At 43.8% G+C, this 19,295-nt stretch carries 11 protein-coding genes; 8 read left to right on the top strand and 3 right to left on the bottom strand.

Annotated features, from left to right (window positions below; all coding sequences use genetic code 11):
* Positions 1-148 precede the first annotated feature (148 nt).
* From L2703_RS11470 to L2703_RS11460, 3 genes are all read right to left on the bottom strand, one after another.
* Entirely contained in the window at positions 149-2,227 is a 2,079-nt protein-coding gene (locus L2703_RS11470) for a glycoside hydrolase family 16 protein (RefSeq protein ID WP_248971225.1), read from the bottom strand.
* A gap of 142 nt (positions 2,228-2,369) precedes the next feature.
* Positions 2,370-5,006, bottom strand: coding sequence for a glycoside hydrolase family 3 protein (locus L2703_RS11465; RefSeq protein WP_248971224.1), 2,637 nt, complete (start codon positions 5,004-5,006; stop codon positions 2,370-2,372).
* A 9-nt stretch (positions 5,007-5,015) separates the two neighbouring features.
* The gene (locus L2703_RS11460) at positions 5,016-6,329 is read right to left on the bottom strand and encodes a sugar MFS transporter (RefSeq protein ID WP_248971223.1); all 1,314 of its coding nucleotides are present in this window, start codon (positions 6,327-6,329) and stop codon (positions 5,016-5,018) included.
* Positions 6,330-6,700: 371 nt separating this feature from the next.
* Here L2703_RS11460 and L2703_RS11455 point away from each other — a divergent pair, with 371 nt between their 5' ends.
* From L2703_RS11455 to L2703_RS11420, 8 genes are all read left to right on the top strand, one after another.
* Positions 6,701-8,032, top strand: a complete 1,332-nt coding sequence (locus L2703_RS11455) for a GH1 family beta-glucosidase (protein WP_248971222.1) — start codon at positions 6,701-6,703, stop codon at positions 8,030-8,032.
* Between the two features lie 91 nt (positions 8,033-8,123).
* Positions 8,124-9,452, top strand: coding sequence for a glycoside-pentoside-hexuronide (GPH):cation symporter (locus tag L2703_RS11450; RefSeq protein WP_248971221.1), 1,329 nt, complete (start codon positions 8,124-8,126; stop codon positions 9,450-9,452).
* A gap of 66 nt (positions 9,453-9,518) precedes the next feature.
* Positions 9,519-10,520, top strand: coding sequence for a LacI family DNA-binding transcriptional regulator (locus L2703_RS11445; protein ID WP_248971220.1), 1,002 nt, complete (start codon positions 9,519-9,521; stop codon positions 10,518-10,520).
* A gap of 489 nt (positions 10,521-11,009) precedes the next feature.
* A complete protein-coding gene (locus L2703_RS11440; RefSeq protein WP_248971219.1) occupies positions 11,010-13,988 on the top strand; it encodes a TonB-dependent receptor in 2,979 nt (992 codons plus the stop codon).
* 338 nt (positions 13,989-14,326) lie between these two features.
* Positions 14,327-15,910, top strand: coding sequence for a tryptophan halogenase family protein (locus L2703_RS11435; protein ID WP_248971218.1), 1,584 nt, complete (start codon positions 14,327-14,329; stop codon positions 15,908-15,910).
* A 93-nt stretch (positions 15,911-16,003) separates the two neighbouring features.
* The gene (locus tag L2703_RS11430) at positions 16,004-16,726 is read left to right on the top strand and encodes a SapC family protein (RefSeq protein WP_248971217.1); all 723 of its coding nucleotides are present in this window, start codon (positions 16,004-16,006) and stop codon (positions 16,724-16,726) included.
* A 73-nt stretch (positions 16,727-16,799) separates the two neighbouring features.
* Positions 16,800-17,759 (top strand): cupin-like domain-containing protein, encoded by a 960-nt coding sequence (locus tag L2703_RS11425; protein ID WP_428848656.1) that lies wholly within the window; start codon positions 16,800-16,802, stop codon positions 17,757-17,759.
* Positions 17,760-17,795: 36 nt separating this feature from the next.
* A complete protein-coding gene (locus L2703_RS11420) occupies positions 17,796-19,283 on the top strand; it encodes a tryptophan halogenase family protein (protein WP_248971215.1) in 1,488 nt (495 codons plus the stop codon).
* Positions 19,284-19,295: the final 12 nt, after the last annotated feature.

The raw sequence follows: 19,295 nt of genomic DNA, 5'->3' as shown, positions 1-19,295 counted from the left end.
AGCAAAACAAATCACAAGCTTGACAGTGGATTTTAGTCAATCTATTGATTTATATCGTTATCAATACATCTCTTATCCAGAGTTGAGGTTAATGAATGTTATCGAACAAGCTGCCTTTTCCATATTCATCATACTTAAAGGCCAAATATCATAGCGCTTTGGTTATTGTTATATTGTCCACTTGTAATACCACGCCTTGTTGATCTCCCCAATTAGGGAATATCACTAAGGGTGTATCCACTTTGGTTAAATCCAGAGAGGAGCCGGTATTGTTTTGTAGGTCTGTCAGACTGATATCATAATGTGTCCACACACCTATCTCTGGCGCGTTAATGGCAAAGTCCCCTGAGCTACACGGGTGCTGACAATCCATTTTAATGTTTAACGAACGTGACGCTCTTGGATCTGATACCACATACAAATCAAAAGATAAGGTAGTAAAGTCGCTCAAATCAAATACGGTAGGGCTTTGGAAATACCCAACAGCCTCATTGGTATTAAAGCTTAATTGAGTCACCATGTTGTGTTCGCCGCCAACATCAATTTGTTCTTCGATAAGTTCACCAGAGGCAACATATTGACCGTAGGCAAAAGGGGCATTGGTTGCGTCGTCATACACACTCAGCTGAGTGTGGTTATCGAGTTGGTATTGATAACGCACATTATCGATTTGCAACGCAATTGGGCCTGTCGGTTCAATCACAAACGGGTTGACGATATCAGCAAAGTTGACCGTACTACCTGGTGAAAAACGGTTACCATTAGCCACAAGTGTTGCCAGTGGCACACTCACTTGCTGCCACTGGTCAAGCGTTGTTGGTAATTCAATGGTTGCGTCACCGACATTGGGCCAACCACTGTCAGCTTTCACTAACACTTCGGTACCGTCAGCAATTGATAATACTTTAATATCAAACACTAACGCACCTAATGCCTGCCAATGGCTTAAATCTGCTCTTGGGGTGTACTCAAAATACAGATTACCAGTATCACCCGTTTTAGTAATCTGTAATACGTTTCCCAAGGTGTCGTCCGTTACCACCTGATAACTTATGGCATTATCTGGGTTGTAACTGTTAAAGATTAAGCCATCAGCCAGAGCATCTTGATCGCCAACACTAAATAAGTTTAAAGGTGATTGTTGACCAAAACTGGTATCAGGTATCACGATATCTGGTGGTGTTTGCCCTTGTGTTACCGTGACATTTTCATCGATGGTTTCGCAACCTGCCCCCGTGCTTGGCGACTTTGCACATTCATAAACACGCACATAATCCACTACCATAGATTGCGGAAATACTGACGGATCAATACCTGTGTTGTGCACATTTGCCGCCCAGGCACCGCCAACCGCAAGGTTTAGTAACATGTGAAAGCGTTGGTTGAAAGGAGCATCGTCTGGTGCGTTAACTAATTGGCCTTCGTCGTCTACGTATTGGCTATACCAGCCAGAAGATTGTTGCGTGGCAAAATGCACATCGTCAACATACCAACGTATTTCATCTTCTTGCCATTCAACGGCATACACATGAAAGTCATCTGCTGGATTGGCCCCATCAGGTAAGGTGTACTCCTGCCCTGTGTAAACATTGTTTGGCCATTGTTTACCATAATGCAAAGTACCGTGAATGGCTGACACTGGGGGCTCACCGTCAACTTCCACCTTAAGATTCACCGCTTCCATAATGTCAATTTCACCTGAGCCAGCCCATGGGCCATATACCCAATCGGTTGGCAACATCCAAATGGCAGGCCATGTACCTTGGCCTTGAGGCAACTTGGCACGGATCTCAAAACGGCCGTATTTCCAATCGCCTTTATTTTTAGACACTAACCGTGCAGAGGTATAGTCAAGGGTTTTAGAGGTGTCGTTAATATCATAGCTTGGGTCTGAGTCATTGACCGCGGGGCCTGAATACGTTTCTTTGATGGCGGTGATGGTTAACATGCCATCGGCAACTGAGGCGTTTTCTGTTCTGGCGGTGTAGCATTGAGCTTCGTTATTACCGCCACCATAACAGTCAACAGCAAAACTCCATTTGTTGCTATCGACTGCATTGCCATCAAACTCGTCCTGCCAGACCAATTTCCAGTCACTGTCTGTGTTGTCCGACACGCTGGTGTCTGGTTCAACCATGTTAGCGTCATTATCAGACTGACAACCAGGCAATAAAACCAGTGTGGTTAAACAAAGTAAAAATGAATATTTATTATTAATTTGGCTCATTGTTTTCCTCATTTATTGTTATTCGCGCGTTGCCAATAACAGTGTCTAAAACACCATTAACCACATCACAGAGCACAAATTGGGGTTGAGTTTAGCTGGGGCTCATCTAAAATCGATGAGCCCACTAACGGTAAACAGGGTGTTACTTTTTACATGTTATTGTGTTTTCGCTCGGCTGAGCTTGAATAACCACATCACTGAAACTGATGTCGACTTTGGCGTCGGTCGCTAGGTAAAACGGCATGGTGATTTTACCAAAGTCCATTGGCTCATCGGCAAAACAAGCCAGTGAAAAGCTTAACGCCTGCCATTCACCCAACTTGCTATTAACCTGCCGAGCAATATCAACTTGCTTGCGACAATCACCTTCACAAGCCATACCTAGCCATAATGGTTTTTGCATCAGGGCTGAACTCTTAATACTAAGCGATAATGCTGAATCACTATTGCTGTAGGCTCTAAAGTCACGAGGAAAGTTACTAATTAAACCAACTACACCTTGCTCACTGCCATTAAATGACACAAATCGGGCATCTTCTTGCACCACACGATCCATGGTACGAATCGTTAACGCACTGTTTTTCGCCACACTACTAGACAACCCCTGACGCTCTTCACGCGTGGCAATGTACATTGACCAAGGTGACTTAACGGCTCTTTCGAACAAGGCTAAATCAGTAATGGTTTGTTCAGCGGCAAGGTTGTCTTCTGATAAATTATCTAATACCAGGGCTTTTGACATATCCGACTGATAATCTAGGCCATAACCGAATGGAATAAGGGGTTGGTATTGTGCTTTTTGTTCCGCTGACGCGCTTTGCAATGGCACATTGACGGTGGCTTGTTGTGGTGTAGCAGGCCATGAGAATGACAATTTGCCCACAAAATCATGCTGCACCTTACCCTGTGCGTCGGTAAACAACACATCGGCGATGCCTTGTCCTTCAGAACCGGGTAACCAGGCTGCGACAAACGCATCGGATGCGTTAAATTCAGCATTAACCCACATTGGACGGCCACTGATAAATACCGACACCACAGGAATACCCTGAGCTTTTAGTTGCTTTAACAAGGCAAGATCGCGCTTATCTCCGCGTTGGTATTCTAGATTATCAATGTCGCCGTTACCTTCGGCATAAGGCTCTTCACCAAACACAACAATGGCCACATCTGGTTTTTGTTGTGCGCTTAACTCACCAGTAGGACTTAACAGCGCTTGACCACCAGCTTGCTTAACCACTTGCTCAATACCGGCATAAATCGAGGTTGCACCTGGAAAGTCGGCATTTTTATTGTCTGTACCTTGCCAGGTAATCGTCCAACCACCAGACTGCTTACCAATATTGTCGGCGGCATCGCCTGCAACCAAAACCGTTAACTTAGGCGATAACGGTAATATATTTTGATTGTTTTTCAGTAACACCAGCGACTCACGAACCGCCTGACGGGCAACCTCACGATGACTTGCATGACCAATTAACTCGGTTTTACCTGATAGCGGGCGGTTAGCAGGGCTTGGCTTGTCAAACAAACCAGCTCTAAATTTAACCCGTAAAATACGCGACACCGCATCATCTAGGCGAGCTTGACTAATTTCGCCGCTGTTGACTTGTGCGACGGTATTTTCAAATAACGGTTTCCATGCCGCGGTAGGCACCATAAAGATATCTAACCCTGCATTGGCCGCCTGGGCACATGACTCATTAGTACAGCCCGGAATTTGCCCATGACCATTCCAATCACCTACCACAAAACCGTCAAAGCCCATGCGATCTTTTAGTACGTCGGTCAGTAAGTATTTATTGCCATGATTTTTAACCCCATGCCAGCTGTTAAACGACGCCATGACACTTTGTGCCCCCGCATTTAAACCGCCAACATACCCTTGAGCATGCACATCAACCAATGTTTGTTCACTGGCAATATTGTCGCCCTGATCAATGCCCTTTTCTGTACCACCATCGCCAAGAAAATGCTTAACGGTTGACAGCACGCGTTGGTCAGATAAAAAGTCACCACTCACAGCGCCTTGTAGCCCTTCAACAATGGCAAAAGAGTAGTCTCTTACAATGGTTGGATCTTCAGAGTAGCCCTCATAACTGCGGCCCCAACGGTCGTCTTGAACCACAGCAACCGTAGGCGCAAATACCCAATCAATACCCGTAACCATGACTTCTTTAGCGGTAATCGCCGCAATTTGTTCAATCAACTTGGGGTTATTGGCTGCACCTAAACCTATGTTGTGCGGAAATAGCGTAGCGCCAATCACATTATTGTGGCCATGCACAGCGTCAGTGCCCCACATGGTAGGAATATTGATCCCATCGACAGAGTCATCAACAGAGGCTTGATAGAGGGTTTCTGCTAATGCAATCCAGTCTGCTGGTGTGGCATGTTTATCGTTATTGGGGTAAGCGCCGCCGCCGTTAAGGTATGAACCAAAACCATACTTGCGCATATCTTCAACGGTGATATCGCGAATTTCAGGTTGGATCATCTGCGCCACTTTTTGCTCTACGGTCATGCTAGCAACCAATGCCGCAATTTTAGCTTCAAGCGCTGCATCTTTAGCAATAGCAGGTGTGAGTGCTGGCCATAAATCAATGCCAGACTTTGCTGCACTGTCCTCAACCGCTACCGTTGGCGTGTTAGGGGCTTGCTCAACGTGAGCCGATTCACTGCAACCTGTTATGCTTAACAGTACCGCTAAACTCAGTGTACTTAATGGCAGTGTAAATTGGCGTGGGGTTAACCCGTTAATAACTTGATTCCTGTTCATGGTGTTTCCTTATCCTTGCTGCTGCGCGTTAAACTGAGGACGCTTTACATTGCAGCCCACTAAACCGTAATAGCCAATAAAACCATAACAAACTAAGGGCACAATAAAGGCTAATTGAATACCAAAACTGTCAGCCATTACCCCTTGAAGCAAAGGTAAAACAGCACCGCCGACAATGGCTAAACATAAAATGCCTGAGCCTTGGCTAGTATGTTGTTTTAAATCTTGTAACGCTAAGCTGAAAATGGTCGGGAACATAATTGAATTACACAGTCCCACCAGCAATAATGCCCACATTGCCACTGTGCCAGCACTAAACATTGCCGCCACTACCAGGGCACAAGCACACAGCGCATTAAAGGCTAATACTTTACCTGCTTTGATTTTTTGCATCACGCCCGCGCCAATAAAACGCCCAACCATTGCGCCACCAAAGTAATAAGCAATGTAATGCGCCGCTTGTGACTCAGACAAGCCACCAATATCGTCTTGAGTTAAAAAGCTAATCAAAAAGCTACCGATGCCGACTTCGGCGCCAACATAAACAAAAATACCCACGGCGCCCAACACTAAATGCGGATACTGCCAGGCACTGCCAACAGCCTGATTATCAGTACTTGCCACTTTTTTGCCTAACAAAGGCAGCTTGAGCAGCATAAAAATAACCGCTAGCGCAAATAAAGCTCCCGCTAATATTAAATACGGCGTTTGAACAGCAGTGGCTTGTTGCTGTACAGATAACTGGCCAATAACCTCGCCTACTTCAGTGATTTTTTCATCGTGCTCCACGGTTGATAAAATTAACCAACTACCAAAAAATGGCGCAACGGTTGTGCCAAGGGAGTTAAATGCCTGGGTTAACGTTAATCGTGACGATGCCGTCTTAGCAGGACCAAGTACGCTAACATAAGGGTTAGCCGATACCTGTAAAATGGTGATACCAGAGGCAAGAATAAAAAAGGCAAATAAAAACATATTGTACGAGCCGTAACTCGCTGACGGATAAAATAGCAAACACCCAATACAGGCAATCACTAATCCAGTAATAATCCCTTTTTGGTAACCAATTTTACCCACTAACGACCCAGCCGGAATCGATACAATAAAATAAGCACCAAAGAAGCAAAACTGCACTAACATCGCCTGAGTATAATTAAGCTCAAACATGTTTTTTAAATAAGGGATCAAAATATCATTGAGGCAGGTTAAAAAGCCCCACATAAAAAATAATGAAGTTAATGCAACTAACGCAAAACGAAAGTCGCCCACTTGATGAGTCGAATCAACGCTTGTTAATTCTGGTTGCTGTTGTGAAGTCGCCATGACATTCCCTATGTTATAAATCGTTATATTGGGTTGTTATCAATTAATATGGTTAATCAGTTCGAGTCAGTCGTTGCAAATTGGTCCGTAAATCATTAACTAAACAAACTTAAGTTAAGCATTTCCCCTTTGGCCCCGTTCGCAACCTATTTTCAAAATCAAATATTGACCTTTGTGTAATTAATCACTAATCTCAATGTAAGCGCTTTCATTTTTAACATATCGATAACTGATGTCAACGATTTTTAATTATTCGAATAGAATATTTCATCATTGAGTAAATCGACATAAACGAGTTATCACGGGTGTTTCAGCGCAAAGACTATCAGTAATAAAGACTCAAACTAAATTAAAGCGAAGTGAATAATCATATGAAAATAATGTTACCAGCTAACTCTAAGATGCAATCAAAAGCATTCACCTATGGTGTGGCGACTGCTTCGTTTCAAATCGAGGGGGCTGCAGACACCCGTTTAGCCTGTATTTGGGACACTTTTTGTGCAACACCTGGCAAAATTCGTGATGGTTCAAACGGTGAGCAAGCCTGTGAACATGTAAAATTATGGCGAGAAGATATTGATTTAATTGAATCGCTCGGCGTAGATGCATACCGTTTATCAATTTCTTGGCCGCGCGTGTTGCACAAAGATGGCAGCTTAAATGACCAAGGCGTTAAGTTTTATATCGACTTATTAGACGAGCTTAATCGCCGTGGCATTAAACCATTTGTAACTTTATATCACTGGGATTTACCACAACACATTGAAGACAATGGCGGCTGGTTAAACCGTGAAACCGCCTATCTGTTTGCCGATTACGCAGACAAAATCACCCAGGCTTTTGGCGATCGAGTTTACTCTTACGCCACGTTTAACGAGCCTTTTTGCAGTTCGTATTTAGGCTATGAAATAGGTGTTCATGCGCCTGGATTAGCTAAAAAATCTTATGGCCGCCAATCTGCACACCATTTATTACTCGCCCATGGTTTAGCAATGCAGGTGCTGCAAAAAAATAGCCCTCATTCAAAAAACGGTATCGTGCTTAATTTTACCCCTTGTTACAGCGCAACAGACTCAGCTGCCGATGTGCAAGCCGCCAGTAAAGCCGACCAGTATTTTAACCAATGGTACATCAAACCCTTATTTGACCGCTGCTACCCTGAGATTATTAACGACTTTGAGCCAGAAGATATGCCGGTCATCGAAGAAGGTGACTTTGACATTATCGCGCAACCTATCGATTTTTTAGGGATTAACTTTTATACCCGTGCAGTATATAAAGCAGATGCAGTTACAGGTTTTAGCCAAATTGATATGGTGGATAACCCTAAAACCGATATTGGTTGGGAGATTTATCCGCAATCTTTTACCGATTTATTAACCTCACTGCATGCATTGTACCCATTGCCGCCGATCTACATTACCGAAAACGGTGCAGCCATGGCAGACAAGCTCATTGATGGTAAAGTAGATGACCAAGACCGACTTGCCTACTATGATGCCCATTTAAATGCCGTTAACAATGCAATAGAGCAAGGCGTAAATGTGGTGGGTTATTTTGCTTGGAGCCTCATGGATAACTTTGAATGGGCTGAAGGCTACTTAAAACGTTTTGGTATTGTCTATGTTGATTACGACACCCAAAAGCGTACGCTTAAATCGAGCGCTTATGCCTACAAAGACTTATTAGCTAACAGAACATAGTGACACTGCAGAGCCGTTCTTGTGAACGGCTTTATTTTATACTTATAACCGCATCATATTAAAATAAAAAACAACAATTATTGAGGCACGTATGATCAGTATTAAAGAGAAAATCGCTTACGGACTTGGGGACACAGCAAGCAATATCGTTTTCCAAACGGTTATGCTGTTTTTAACCTTTTTTTACACCGATATTTTTGGTATTTCACCCGCTTTTGTCGGCACCATGTTTTTGGCAGTGCGGTTAATTGATGCGGTAACCGACCCATTAATGGGGGCACTGGCTGACAGAACCAACACCCGTTGGGGTAAATTCAGACCTTACTTATTATGGTTTGCCCTGCCCTTTGGCTTTATCAGTGTGCTGGCATTTACCACCCCCGATTTAACCGAAGACGGCAAAATGATTTATGCCTTCGTGACGTATACAGCATTAATGATGGTCTATACCGCCATTAACATTCCTTATTGTGCATTGGGCGGCGTATTAACGGCCGATCCTAAAGAACGTGTTTCGGTGCAGTCATATCGTTTTGTGTTTGCCATGCTAGGCGGGTTATTGGTATCGGGACTGACCTTACCTTTAGTTGAATTTTTAGGCCAGGGCGATCAAGCCAAAGGCTACCAACTGACGATTACCGCCATGAGTATCTTGGGCGTAGCGATGTTTTTAGTGTGCTTTTGGGGCACAAAAGAACGTTTACACCCGCCTGTTGATCAACAATCTAGCTTTAAAAAAGATTTTGGCGACATGCTTAAAAATGATCAATGGCGCGTACTGGCTGTTGCCGCAGTGTGTTTGCTCTCTGGCATGGTATTGCGCAGCAGCTTAGCCATTTACTATGTTAAGTATTACCTCAACATGCCGGACTCAATCACCTTATTTATTACCCTTGGTATGGTGGGTAATATCTTTGGTTGTATCTTGGCCGAACCGCTCGCTAAGCGCATTTGTAAAGTCAAAGCCTATATTAGCCTGCAAATTATTGCCGCGGCGTTATGTGTACTCAGTTACTTTGTTCCAAGCGATCAAGTGGTGTTAGCGTTCTTTATGTTTATTGCCTGGGGCTTTACTTTTAACATGGCAACCCCACTGTTATGGGCCAAAATGGCTGACGTGGTCGATTACGGTCAATACAAAAATGGTGTGCGTATCACAGGGATGATCTACTCATCGGTGATATTTTTCATTAAATTAGGTGTTGCTATTGGTGGTGCTGCTGCGGGTTGGTTGTTAGCAGGTTACGGCTATCAAGCCGATACTGCGCAAACCGAAGCCACCCAACAAGGTATCTTATTGTCGTTTACCATTTATCCTGCTATTGGCTCTATTTTGGTGGCGTTTGTGATGCGTTGGTATATTCTTGATAACCAACAAGTTGATCGAATTCATTTAGAATTAAATAGAGAAGTAAAATAAAAGCATGTTAGTCTTGGCGTCTTGTGCTCCAAGGCTAACTTGAAATTATTTACGTGAAATGACTTTATGGCAACAATATATGACGTATCGGTAATGGCGGGAGTGTCTCTAGCAACAGTATCTAGAGTCATGAACAACAACGCCAAAGTCAGTGAAAAAACCAAACAAAAAGTATTAGATGCAATGCAAGTGTTAGGCTATCGCCCTAACACTATTGCCCAATCGTTAGCATCCAATTGCTCTAATAGCATTGGCGTATTGGTGTCGCAACTCGATGGTCCATTTTATGGCCCTATGATGACCGAAATAGAATCGGTACTTCGTGGTGCTAACAAGCACGTGATTATTGCCGCTGGCCACAGTGACGAAGCCCAAGAAAAAGACAGTGTCGAGTTTCTGATGAGCCGTGGTTGCGATGCGCTGATTTTAGATATTGAAGCGGTTTCAGACGAATACTTAATTGAACTGAGCAAAGGGGCCACGCCAGTGGTGTTTATTAACCGCTACATCGACGCGATTAAAGACCGTTGCGTTTACCTTGAAAATGAACAAGGTGGTTTTATGGCGACCGATCATATTCTGTCCCTTGGCCACAAAGACATTGCGTACATTTCAGGACCATTATTTAAGCTCGACGTAAGAGATCGCTTAAAAGGCCATAAACGTGCATTAAAGCAATACAACATCGATTTTGACACCACCCTACATATTGAAAGCAACTTCAAAGAAGCCGGTGGCAGTGAAGCGATGGAACAGCTATTGGCAATGAACAAAACCATTACTGCTGTGATATGTGCAAACGATCAAATGGCATCTGGGGCAATATCTGTATGCCTAGAGCACGGCCTTCGCGTACCAGAAGACATCTCATTTATTGGCTACGATAACATCCCCTTTCCACAATATATCTCACCGAAACTGTCAACGGTCAGTAACCCGATCCACGAAATGGGTAAAATGGCTGCTCGGTGGGTATTACAACACGTATACAACGACACTGAAATCGTGGTCGAAAGCTCGTTTTCGCCAGAACTTTTTATCCGCACCTCGACCAAAGCAATAGACTAATCTCATTGCATAATAAACAGTGATAAACTGGCCGCGGCTGGTTTATTGCCTTATTGCATTTATGATTACCTCCATATTTAAAACAATTCTTAACACATTTCGGTCAATGCCACCCTTCTATACTGTTTATCGCGACTATTTATCAGATAAATATGCCCAAATTCGGCAACATTTACCCGCAACAAAAGAAAGCGCTTACATTTTATGGCAGTTAAACAGCTGATAATTTAATCTAATAAAAACAATTACTAAAAATAACAAATCGACTTTCCCTATCACATCGGTTAATGAAATGTAATAATTTAAACTTGTTTTTGTTGACTAAGTTCACAAATTACACTAGCTTTATGTAAGCGCTTACATTAGCAGTTTTATATGACAAGAATTTATAAATAATGATCACAGCGCCAATGAAGAATGACAAAAAACGATTTGCGCCCAACTCGCAATATTGAAAGAAATAAAATCTAGTCAATGGGGATTTCCTAGATGAAAACAAGAACATTTAATAAAACCAAGCTAGCGACCAGTTTATCGCTTGTACTTGGTATGAGCAGTATTTTACCCGCTCATGCTGCTGATGAAGTCAGTGAAGAAAATATCGAAGTCATTTCGGTTACGGGTATTCGTGGCAGTTTAATTAAATCGATGGATGTAAAGCGTTCTTCAAGTGGCGTTGTAGACTCTATTTCAGCTGAAGACATTGGTAAGTTTCCAGACACTAACCTAGCAGAATCGCTACAACGTATCAGTGGTGTATCGATTGACCGTGTCAACGGTGAAGGCAGTAAAGTGACGGTTCGTGGTTTTGGTCCAGATTTTAACCTCGTCACGCTAAACGGCCGTCAAATGCCGGTAACCACAGGTTCACGTTCATTTGATTTTGCTAACATTGCCTCCGAAAGTATCAGTGGTGTAGAGGTTTTTAAAACGGCACTAGCTGAAAACCCAACCGGTGGTATTGGTTCAACCATTAATATTTTAACTCACAAGCCACTCAGCGCTCCTGGATTAAAAGCCACGTTTGGCGCTAAAGCCATGGATGACAAATCCACTCGTGAAGGCGGTATGACACCAGAGCTGTCAGGTTTGTACTCAAATACATTTGCCGATGATAAATTTGGCGTATCGATATCGGCTAGTTTCCAAGAGCGCGAATCAGGTAATGCCCAGGCACAAGTAGGGACTGGCTGGCGCAGCTTCCCAGGCACAGTAGACAACGATTGGGGCGCAGGCACTGCAGAATGGGGTGGCGTACCACAAGAGGGGCAAGTTAATCGCCCAGGTGAAGGTGACATCTACTCTGTACCACAAACCACTGTTTATCGTTTTGAAGAGCAACAACGCCAACGTACTAATGGCCAATTGGTATTGCAATATCGCCCGGTTGATACCATCACCACGACATTAGACTATACCTACATGCGTAATGATGTTGATACACAATACAATGACGTATCAGCTTGGTTTACCTTTGCGCCATCAGAAAACGTCTGGACAGATGGCCCAATTTCTTCTCCTCTCATTTATTCAGAAACCTATACCAGCGCCCAAGATTTATCAATGGCGACCGGTGATTATGGCGTGCGTAACGAAAGTGGCTCATTAGGTTTTAATATCGAATGGCAAGCCAGTGATGATTTAACGCTGACATTTGACGCTCACAACTCTGTGGCAGAAAACAAACCCAATAGTATTTATGGCTCAAGCAATACGTTAAGTACCGCAGGTTTTGTGCGCACCAGCGCCGCAACCGACTTCAGTGGCGATTTACCGGTTCTTGCTGTGGGTGGTGGTAATGCTATTACCCCTGCAGATATGGTCGTAACAGGTTCTGTATTTGGCAGTTCACGCAATAAATCTGAAATTGATCAATACCAATTTGATGGCGAATACCTTTTTGAAGATGCAGGCAGTATCGACTTTGGTTTAGCCCTTACAACGGTAAATAACCATTCGCAATCAGTTAACGTGCAACGCAACGATTGGGGTGGTGTAGGTAGCCCAGGCGACCTAGATGATGCTTGGTTCCCTGCTGACACTATTCACGATAAATTTAGTGCAAACGGTGGCGATTTCTCTAATGGCACTGGCACATACGACATTCTTAACACCATGTTTGTATGGGATTTTGCCTCAGTACGTGATTACGCCGCGGCAAATTACAGCTCATCAGTTGCGGGCGATTGCGGTAACGGTTTCTGTCCATCTACAGATTATGCTTCAGATGTTGACCGTTATACCGAAGAAGAATCTACTGCAGTATACGTACAGTACAATTATGACGGTGAAATCGGTGACATGCCGTACGACTTCCATGTTGGTTTACGTTACGAGCAAACTGACGTCACCTCAACTTCGGCTGTGGCTGGTTACAATGGCACAAGCTGGGTAGGTGATACAGAAATCGCACTTGTAGCATCTGGTGATCGCGTATTTGAAACCCAAAAGGGTGATTATGATTACCTACTGCCAAATATTAACTTTAATATAGAAGTGGTAGAAGATGTTAAATTGCGCGCCGCTTATAGCGAAACCATTGGTCGTCCAGACTATGTGTCTATTCAAGGTGGTACGGTACGTGGCACGCTCGCAAACCAAAGTAATGGTAGCGGTTCGTCAGGTAATCCAAGTTTATTACCTTTAGAATCACAAAACTATGACTTATCTGCCGAGTGGTATTATGCGCCATCTAGCTATGTGTCTGTGGGTTACTTCTATAAAGACACCAAAAACTTTATCAGTAACACCAACGTAGTCACCACATACGATGGTATTTATAACCCAGCCTCTGGTGATTTATACCAAGCAGCGTTGGCCGCCACGGGCTCAAACGACGCCGGAACTGTTCGCCAATACATATTTGAAAACTTTGCCGATAACAGTGCCGTTAATATTACAGATGCCAGTGACCCAAATAACTTAGTCGGTACCATTGAAGGTAGTTCGGCTAATAATGATGAACTATTAGAGTTCTTCATCGACACGCCATCTAACAGCACTCGTAACTCGGTCATTGATGGTTGGGAATTTGCGGTACAGCATTTCTTCGGCGAAACCGGTTTTGGTGTTATTGCTAACTACACCATAGTTAACAGTGATGACAAATATGACAACTTCTTACTAGAAGACCAACCTGCCCTTGTGGGATTAAGTGACACGGCAAACGCGGTATTAGTTTACGAAAACTACGGTTTTCAAGCTCGTGTAGCTTACAACTGGCGTGACGAATTCTTAAATTCTCGCGGTCAAGGCACTGGCGCTAACCCACAATATACTGAAGCTTACTCGCAAATTGACTTATCAGTCAGTTATGACATCGAGCAAGTTGAAGGCTTAACGGTATTTTTCGAAGGACTTAACATTACTGAAGAATATACCCGAGTTCATGGTCGTGCCGATGAGCAGGTGCTAAACCTCACCGAAACGGGTGCACGTTATAGCATTGGTGCACGTTACACCTTCTAAGCACCCTTATACTTGATGTTATCCCGTCTTACCCCAGTTTGAACGGGATACATCAAGGTTCTATTTAGGTCGTTGAGGTGCTCACACATTGGCACCTCTTTTTGTTGCTACATATTAAGTAACATGGACGTTACTGCTTTTTTAATACCGACCACAAAACGAGATAGCACAGCACCGAGCTTTAATATCAACGTATTAAAAAACACAATGTGATAATCAAAACATGAAAGTGCTTACATTTTATAAATTTCTACTTATGATGTAGTGATGCTCAATTTACGTCATAACCTTGCAACATCATAAAAATAACAATAACGCCCAAAGCGTAGGTAGATATTATGCAAAAACCAATCACCCAAATAGTCATTATTGGTGGCGGCACAGCCGGTTGGATAACGGCAGGATTACTGGCTGCCGAGCATAATGTTGACAAGGGCATCTTGGCTCACTCCCCAAAACTCAATATCACCTTGATTGAATCACCCGATGTAGCCACCATAGGTGTGGGCGAAGGCACATGGCCTTCAATGCGCTCAACTTTGAGCAAAATAGGCATCGATGAAAATGATTTTATTCGCCGTTGTGATGCCAGCTTTAAACAAGGCTCTCGATTTATTGATTGGCGTTTTGATACAAACACAACTCAATCAAACAGTTATTTACATCCATTTAGCCTGCCTCATGGCCACCAAGAACTCGATTTATGCCCGTTTTGGTTACCACACTCAGAGCAAGTGAGCTTTGCCCAGGCCGTTTGTAGCCAAGAGGTATTATCGCAACTTGGGCTTGCGCCAAAAACCATATCCACTGCCCAGTATCATTTTCAAAACAATTACGGTTACCACCTTAATGCGGGTAAGTTTAGCCAGTTACTGACTGAACATTGCACCCAAAAATTGGGGATTAATCATATTTACGATCATGTTGAGCGGATTATTAATAATGAGCAAGGCGACATTGAAACACTGGTAACAAAACAACATGGCGATATTTCAGGGCAACTATTTATTGACTGTACTGGCGTTAAGTCATTACTACTAGGCGAGCATTTACAGGTGCCTTTTTTATGCCAAAAGTCAGTGCTGTTTAATGACAGTGCCTTGGCCGTACAAGTACCTTACAACAGCCCCAGCAGCCCTATAGCCTCTTGCACTCACTCAACGGCGCAAACCAATGGTTGGATTTGGGATATAGGCTTACCAACCCGCAAAGGGGTTGGGTATGTTTACTCATCAAGCCACAGTAACGACAACCAAGCAGAGCAAGTGCTGCGAGATTACTTAACCGCCAACGGTACCAGTAACGAGTCGATCTCAATGCTTGAGCCACGCAAACTCAATATCAATCCGGGGTATCATGCAAAATGCTGGCAAAACAACTGTATTGCCATTGGTATGGCGGCAGGCTTTATTGAGCCATTAGAAGCCTCAGCCCTTGCACTAATTGAGTGGACAGCGTCGACATTAGCGCAGCAATTACCGCCTAATCGCCAGGTAATGGACACCATAGCTGAGCGAATCAACTTACGTTATCAGCAGCATTGGCAACAAATTATCGACTTTTTAAAACTGCATTATGTTATTAGCCAGCGCGAGGCCGATGCTTATTGGCGCGACCATCGTGACAGCAGCTCAATACCCGAACGCTTACAGGCACAACTTGATTTGTGGCGCTATCAGGCACCCAGCCAGCATGACATTAGTTATAAAGAAGCGCTTTTTCCTGCCGCCAGTTACCAATATGTGCTTTATGGGATGGGGTTTAAAACGCAATGGCCTCAACATGTTAAACCTTCAATGCAGCAACTTGCCCAGCGGCTGTTTACCGATAACCAGCAGCGCACTCAGGCATTGAGTAAAAGCTTACCCACTAACCGTGCTTTATTAGATAAAGTGGCCCAATATGGGTTCCCTAAGCTTTAAAGACTTTTTAAACAAACAAATTAAACCAGCAAAATCATCTACAAAAAACCAAAACAACATACTGTATTTGAACGAATAGGATAGGACATCAGCATGAGCCAACACGTATTATTGAACAGCATCGACCATAAAGACCTAAAGGTAAACACTCGCCGCTCTGCCGCCTTAGGCGATAACCTTTGGTATAGTGTGACCTTTCCACAAGAGTTTCGCAGTATTCAGGCCCACTACCCTATTTTCTTTCACAAAGATGCGGCAACCGGACAGTTTTACTCAGTCGCACTATTTGGTTTTGCCCAAAATGAAAACCTGTTTTTATCGGATGCTGGCTGGAATGCGACTTATGTACCGCTCACTGTTCGTCGTCAGCCTTTTTTAATTGGCCAACAAACCGTACGTGAAGACGGGGTTGAGCGCCTACAACGGGTTATTCATATCGATTTAGATCACCCAAGAGTCAACCAAACTGAAGGTGAAGCGCTGTTTTTGCCTTACGGCGGTAACACCCCGTTATTAGATGAAGTCGGTGAAATGTTAGAAGTCATTCACCATGGGCTTATCGACAGCCAGCGTTTTATTGAAACGCTAATTGAATATCAGTTACTTGAGTCTTTCACTTTAGATATCGAACTGGACAACGGTAAAAAGCATCAAATGATTGGTTTTTACACCATTAACGAAAACACATTAGCCGAGCTATCAGCAGAGGCATTAGCCCAATTACACCAACAAGGTTACTTACAGGCCATTTACATGGCACTGGCATCACAAAGCAACATTCGCGATTTACTTAACCTTAAAAATGCTCAAGGCTAAGGGAGCCCTGCTGATGTCCAATGACACATTAACAGCCGTCGACTGCGTCAGCGATTGGACGTTATCGCAAGTGATGACGCACATAGAACAAGCCGACAAACCCATGGTATTTAAAGGTTTGTGCCGTCAGTGGCCTTTAGTGCAAGCAGGACTCGACTCACCCGACAAAGCATTAGACTATTTACGCCAGTTTTATCAAGGCTCTGCCGTTACCGCCTATTACCTGCCGCCAGAGCAACAAGGACGAGTGTTTTACAATCAGCAGCTCGATGGTTTTAATTACCAGGCCGGCCGCCTTGATTTCAACCAGCTATTAGCGCGCTTACAACAAGAAAATGCCAGTTCAACGCCTGCCGGTATTTATATGGGCTCCACCGATATCCATCAATTTTTGCCAGGACTTGGTGAGCAAAACAGCCTGAACTTACACCCTATCAATCCACTGACCAGCATTTGGTTAGGCAATAAAACAAAGGTTGCTGCTCATTTTGACTTTCCGCTAAACCTAGCCTGTAACGTGGTGGGTCGGCGAACCTTTACTCTGTTTCCACCAGAACAAATCAGCAACCTGTATGTTGGCCCAATGGAATTTGCTCCGGGTGGGCAAGATATCAGCATGGTTGATTTTGAAAAACCAGATTTTGAGCGTTTCCCTAAGTTCCAGCAGGCGTTAGATGCGTCATTAACCGCTGAGTTAACCCCAGGTGATGTGCTATTTATTCCCAGCATGTGGTGGCACCATGTACGCGGCATTGACGATATAAACGTGCTGATTACCCACTGGTGGCGTGACACACCAGGGTATTTAGGTAGGCCAAATAACGCCTTACTGCACAGTATATTAAGTTTACGGTCACTGCCCAAAGCACAACGACAAGCCTGGAAAGCCATTTTTGATAATTATATTTTTGAACATGATGACGTAGACGATAGCTATATTCCACAGAATGCGAAAGGCATGTTAACTAAACCATTAGATGAGTTAAATGCACGTAAGTTACGCGCAGATTTAATCAATAAATTAAAACGATAATGCTGAGCACAGCAACCATTAAACAGGAAGCCTAAGATGAATAAATCAATCAAAAAAGTTGTTATCGCTGGCGGTGGTACTGCAGGTTGGATGGCCGCAGCCGCGTTTAGCAAACTCATGGGTAAAAACCTTGAGGTGGTTTTGGTTGAGTCAGACGATATTGGCACTGTGGGTGTAGGTGAAGCGACCATCCCTACCTTACATCTTTTTCATCGATTATTAGGCTTAAAAGAACAAGATGTGATGGCCGCCACCAATGCCACATTTAAGCTGGGGATCCAGTTTGAAAACTGGCATGACGTCAACAAAGACTATTTGCATTCCTTTGGTTTTTTAGGCAAAGACTGCTGGGCCTGTGGCTTTCAGCATTTTTGGGTTAAAGGCAAACAACAAAACATGGTCAGTGAGATAGGCGATTACTGCACCGAGCATTTAGCCGCTCGTCAGGGCCGTTTTGCGGTATTACCCAATCAAGACTACAACCATGCCTATCATATGGACGCCAGTTTATATGCCAAATTCTTACGCAAATTTGCCGAACACCACGGTATGACACGCATAGAAGGTAAAATTGCCGATGTGTTACAACACGATGATTCTGGCAATATTAAAGCGCTAAAACTTGAAAATGGCGAGCTCGTTGAGGGCGATTTATTCATTGATTGCACCGGATTTAGAGCCCTATTAATTGAACAAACCTTAAATACAGGCTTTGAAGATTGGAGCCATTGGTTACCGTGTGACAGTGCCATTGCAGTACAAACCGAAGCGATACAACAACCTATTCCTTATACTCGCTCAATTGCGCATCAATCGGGCTGGCAATGGCGTATTCCGCTGCAAACCCGCACAGGTAACGGCTTAGTGTTTTGCAGCAAATATATTTCGGACGCTGATGCGACCGAGTTACTGCTTAACAACATTGAAGGCGCTCCCATTAATCAGCCACGGGTAATTAAATTTAAAACCGGCACACGTCGCCAGCACTGGAACAAAAACTGTGTTGCAGTAGGGTTATCATCCGGTTTTTTAGAGCCACTAGAGTCCACCAGCATTCACATGATCCAGCGCAGTATTGTGCGTTTACTGCAACTGTTTCCGGCTCATGGCATCATTCAGGCTGACGTGGATGAATTTAACCAACAAACCAAAATAGAAATGGACAACATACGCGACTTTATTATTTTGCATTATAAGGTTACCGACCGTGAGGACAGTCGTTTTTGGCGCTACTGCAAAAACATGCCAATCCCAGCCTCATTACAGCACCGTATCGACATGTTTAGTCAATCTGGCAAAGTGTACAAGTATGGTAATGAACTGTTTGGCGAAAGCTCGTGGATCCAGGTCATGATGGGCCAAGGCTTAATGCCCAAAGAGTATCACCCGATTGTCGATTTAATGGAGCCTGCTGAGTTACAAAGCTTTTTGAACAACATTAAAGCCACAGTAAAACGCAAAGTTGACACCCTGCCCGCGCATAATGACTTTGTGCAACACTATTGCAAATCAACAGCGATGTAAGGCTAAGCTGAC

The organism is Shewanella basaltis (assembly GCF_023283885.1).
GTDB lineage: Bacteria > Pseudomonadota > Gammaproteobacteria > Enterobacterales > Shewanellaceae > Shewanella > Shewanella basaltis.
The sequence above is the reverse complement of the archived record's forward strand: the minus strand, read 5'-3'. Positions and strand labels throughout refer to the sequence as shown.

What these genes read in the sequence shown, in the direction of transcription:
- L2703_RS11430 (WP_248971217.1), top strand. Translation starts at nt 16,004, where the DNA reads ATGAGCCAACACGTATTATTGAACAGCATCGACCATAAAGACCTAAAG.
- L2703_RS11435 (WP_248971218.1), top strand. Translation starts at nt 14,327, where the DNA reads ATGCAAAAACCAATCACCCAAATAGTCATTATTGGTGGCGGCACAGCC.
- L2703_RS11470 (WP_248971225.1), bottom strand. Translation starts at nt 2,227, where the DNA reads ATGAGCCAAATTAATAATAAATATTCATTTTTACTTTGTTTAACCACA.
- L2703_RS11450 (WP_248971221.1), top strand. Translation starts at nt 8,124, where the DNA reads ATGATCAGTATTAAAGAGAAAATCGCTTACGGACTTGGGGACACAGCA.
- L2703_RS11455 (WP_248971222.1), top strand. Translation starts at nt 6,701, where the DNA reads ATGAAAATAATGTTACCAGCTAACTCTAAGATGCAATCAAAAGCATTC.
- L2703_RS11465 (WP_248971224.1), bottom strand. Translation starts at nt 5,006, where the DNA reads ATGAACAGGAATCAAGTTATTAACGGGTTAACCCCACGCCAATTTACA.
- L2703_RS11425 (WP_428848656.1), top strand. Translation starts at nt 16,800, where the DNA reads ATGACGCACATAGAACAAGCCGACAAACCCATGGTATTTAAAGGTTTG.
- L2703_RS11420 (WP_248971215.1), top strand. Translation starts at nt 17,796, where the DNA reads ATGAATAAATCAATCAAAAAAGTTGTTATCGCTGGCGGTGGTACTGCA.
- L2703_RS11445 (WP_248971220.1), top strand. Translation starts at nt 9,519, where the DNA reads ATGGCAACAATATATGACGTATCGGTAATGGCGGGAGTGTCTCTAGCA.
- L2703_RS11460 (WP_248971223.1), bottom strand. Translation starts at nt 6,329, where the DNA reads ATGGCGACTTCACAACAGCAACCAGAATTAACAAGCGTTGATTCGACT.
- L2703_RS11440 (WP_248971219.1), top strand. Translation starts at nt 11,010, where the DNA reads ATGAAAACAAGAACATTTAATAAAACCAAGCTAGCGACCAGTTTATCG.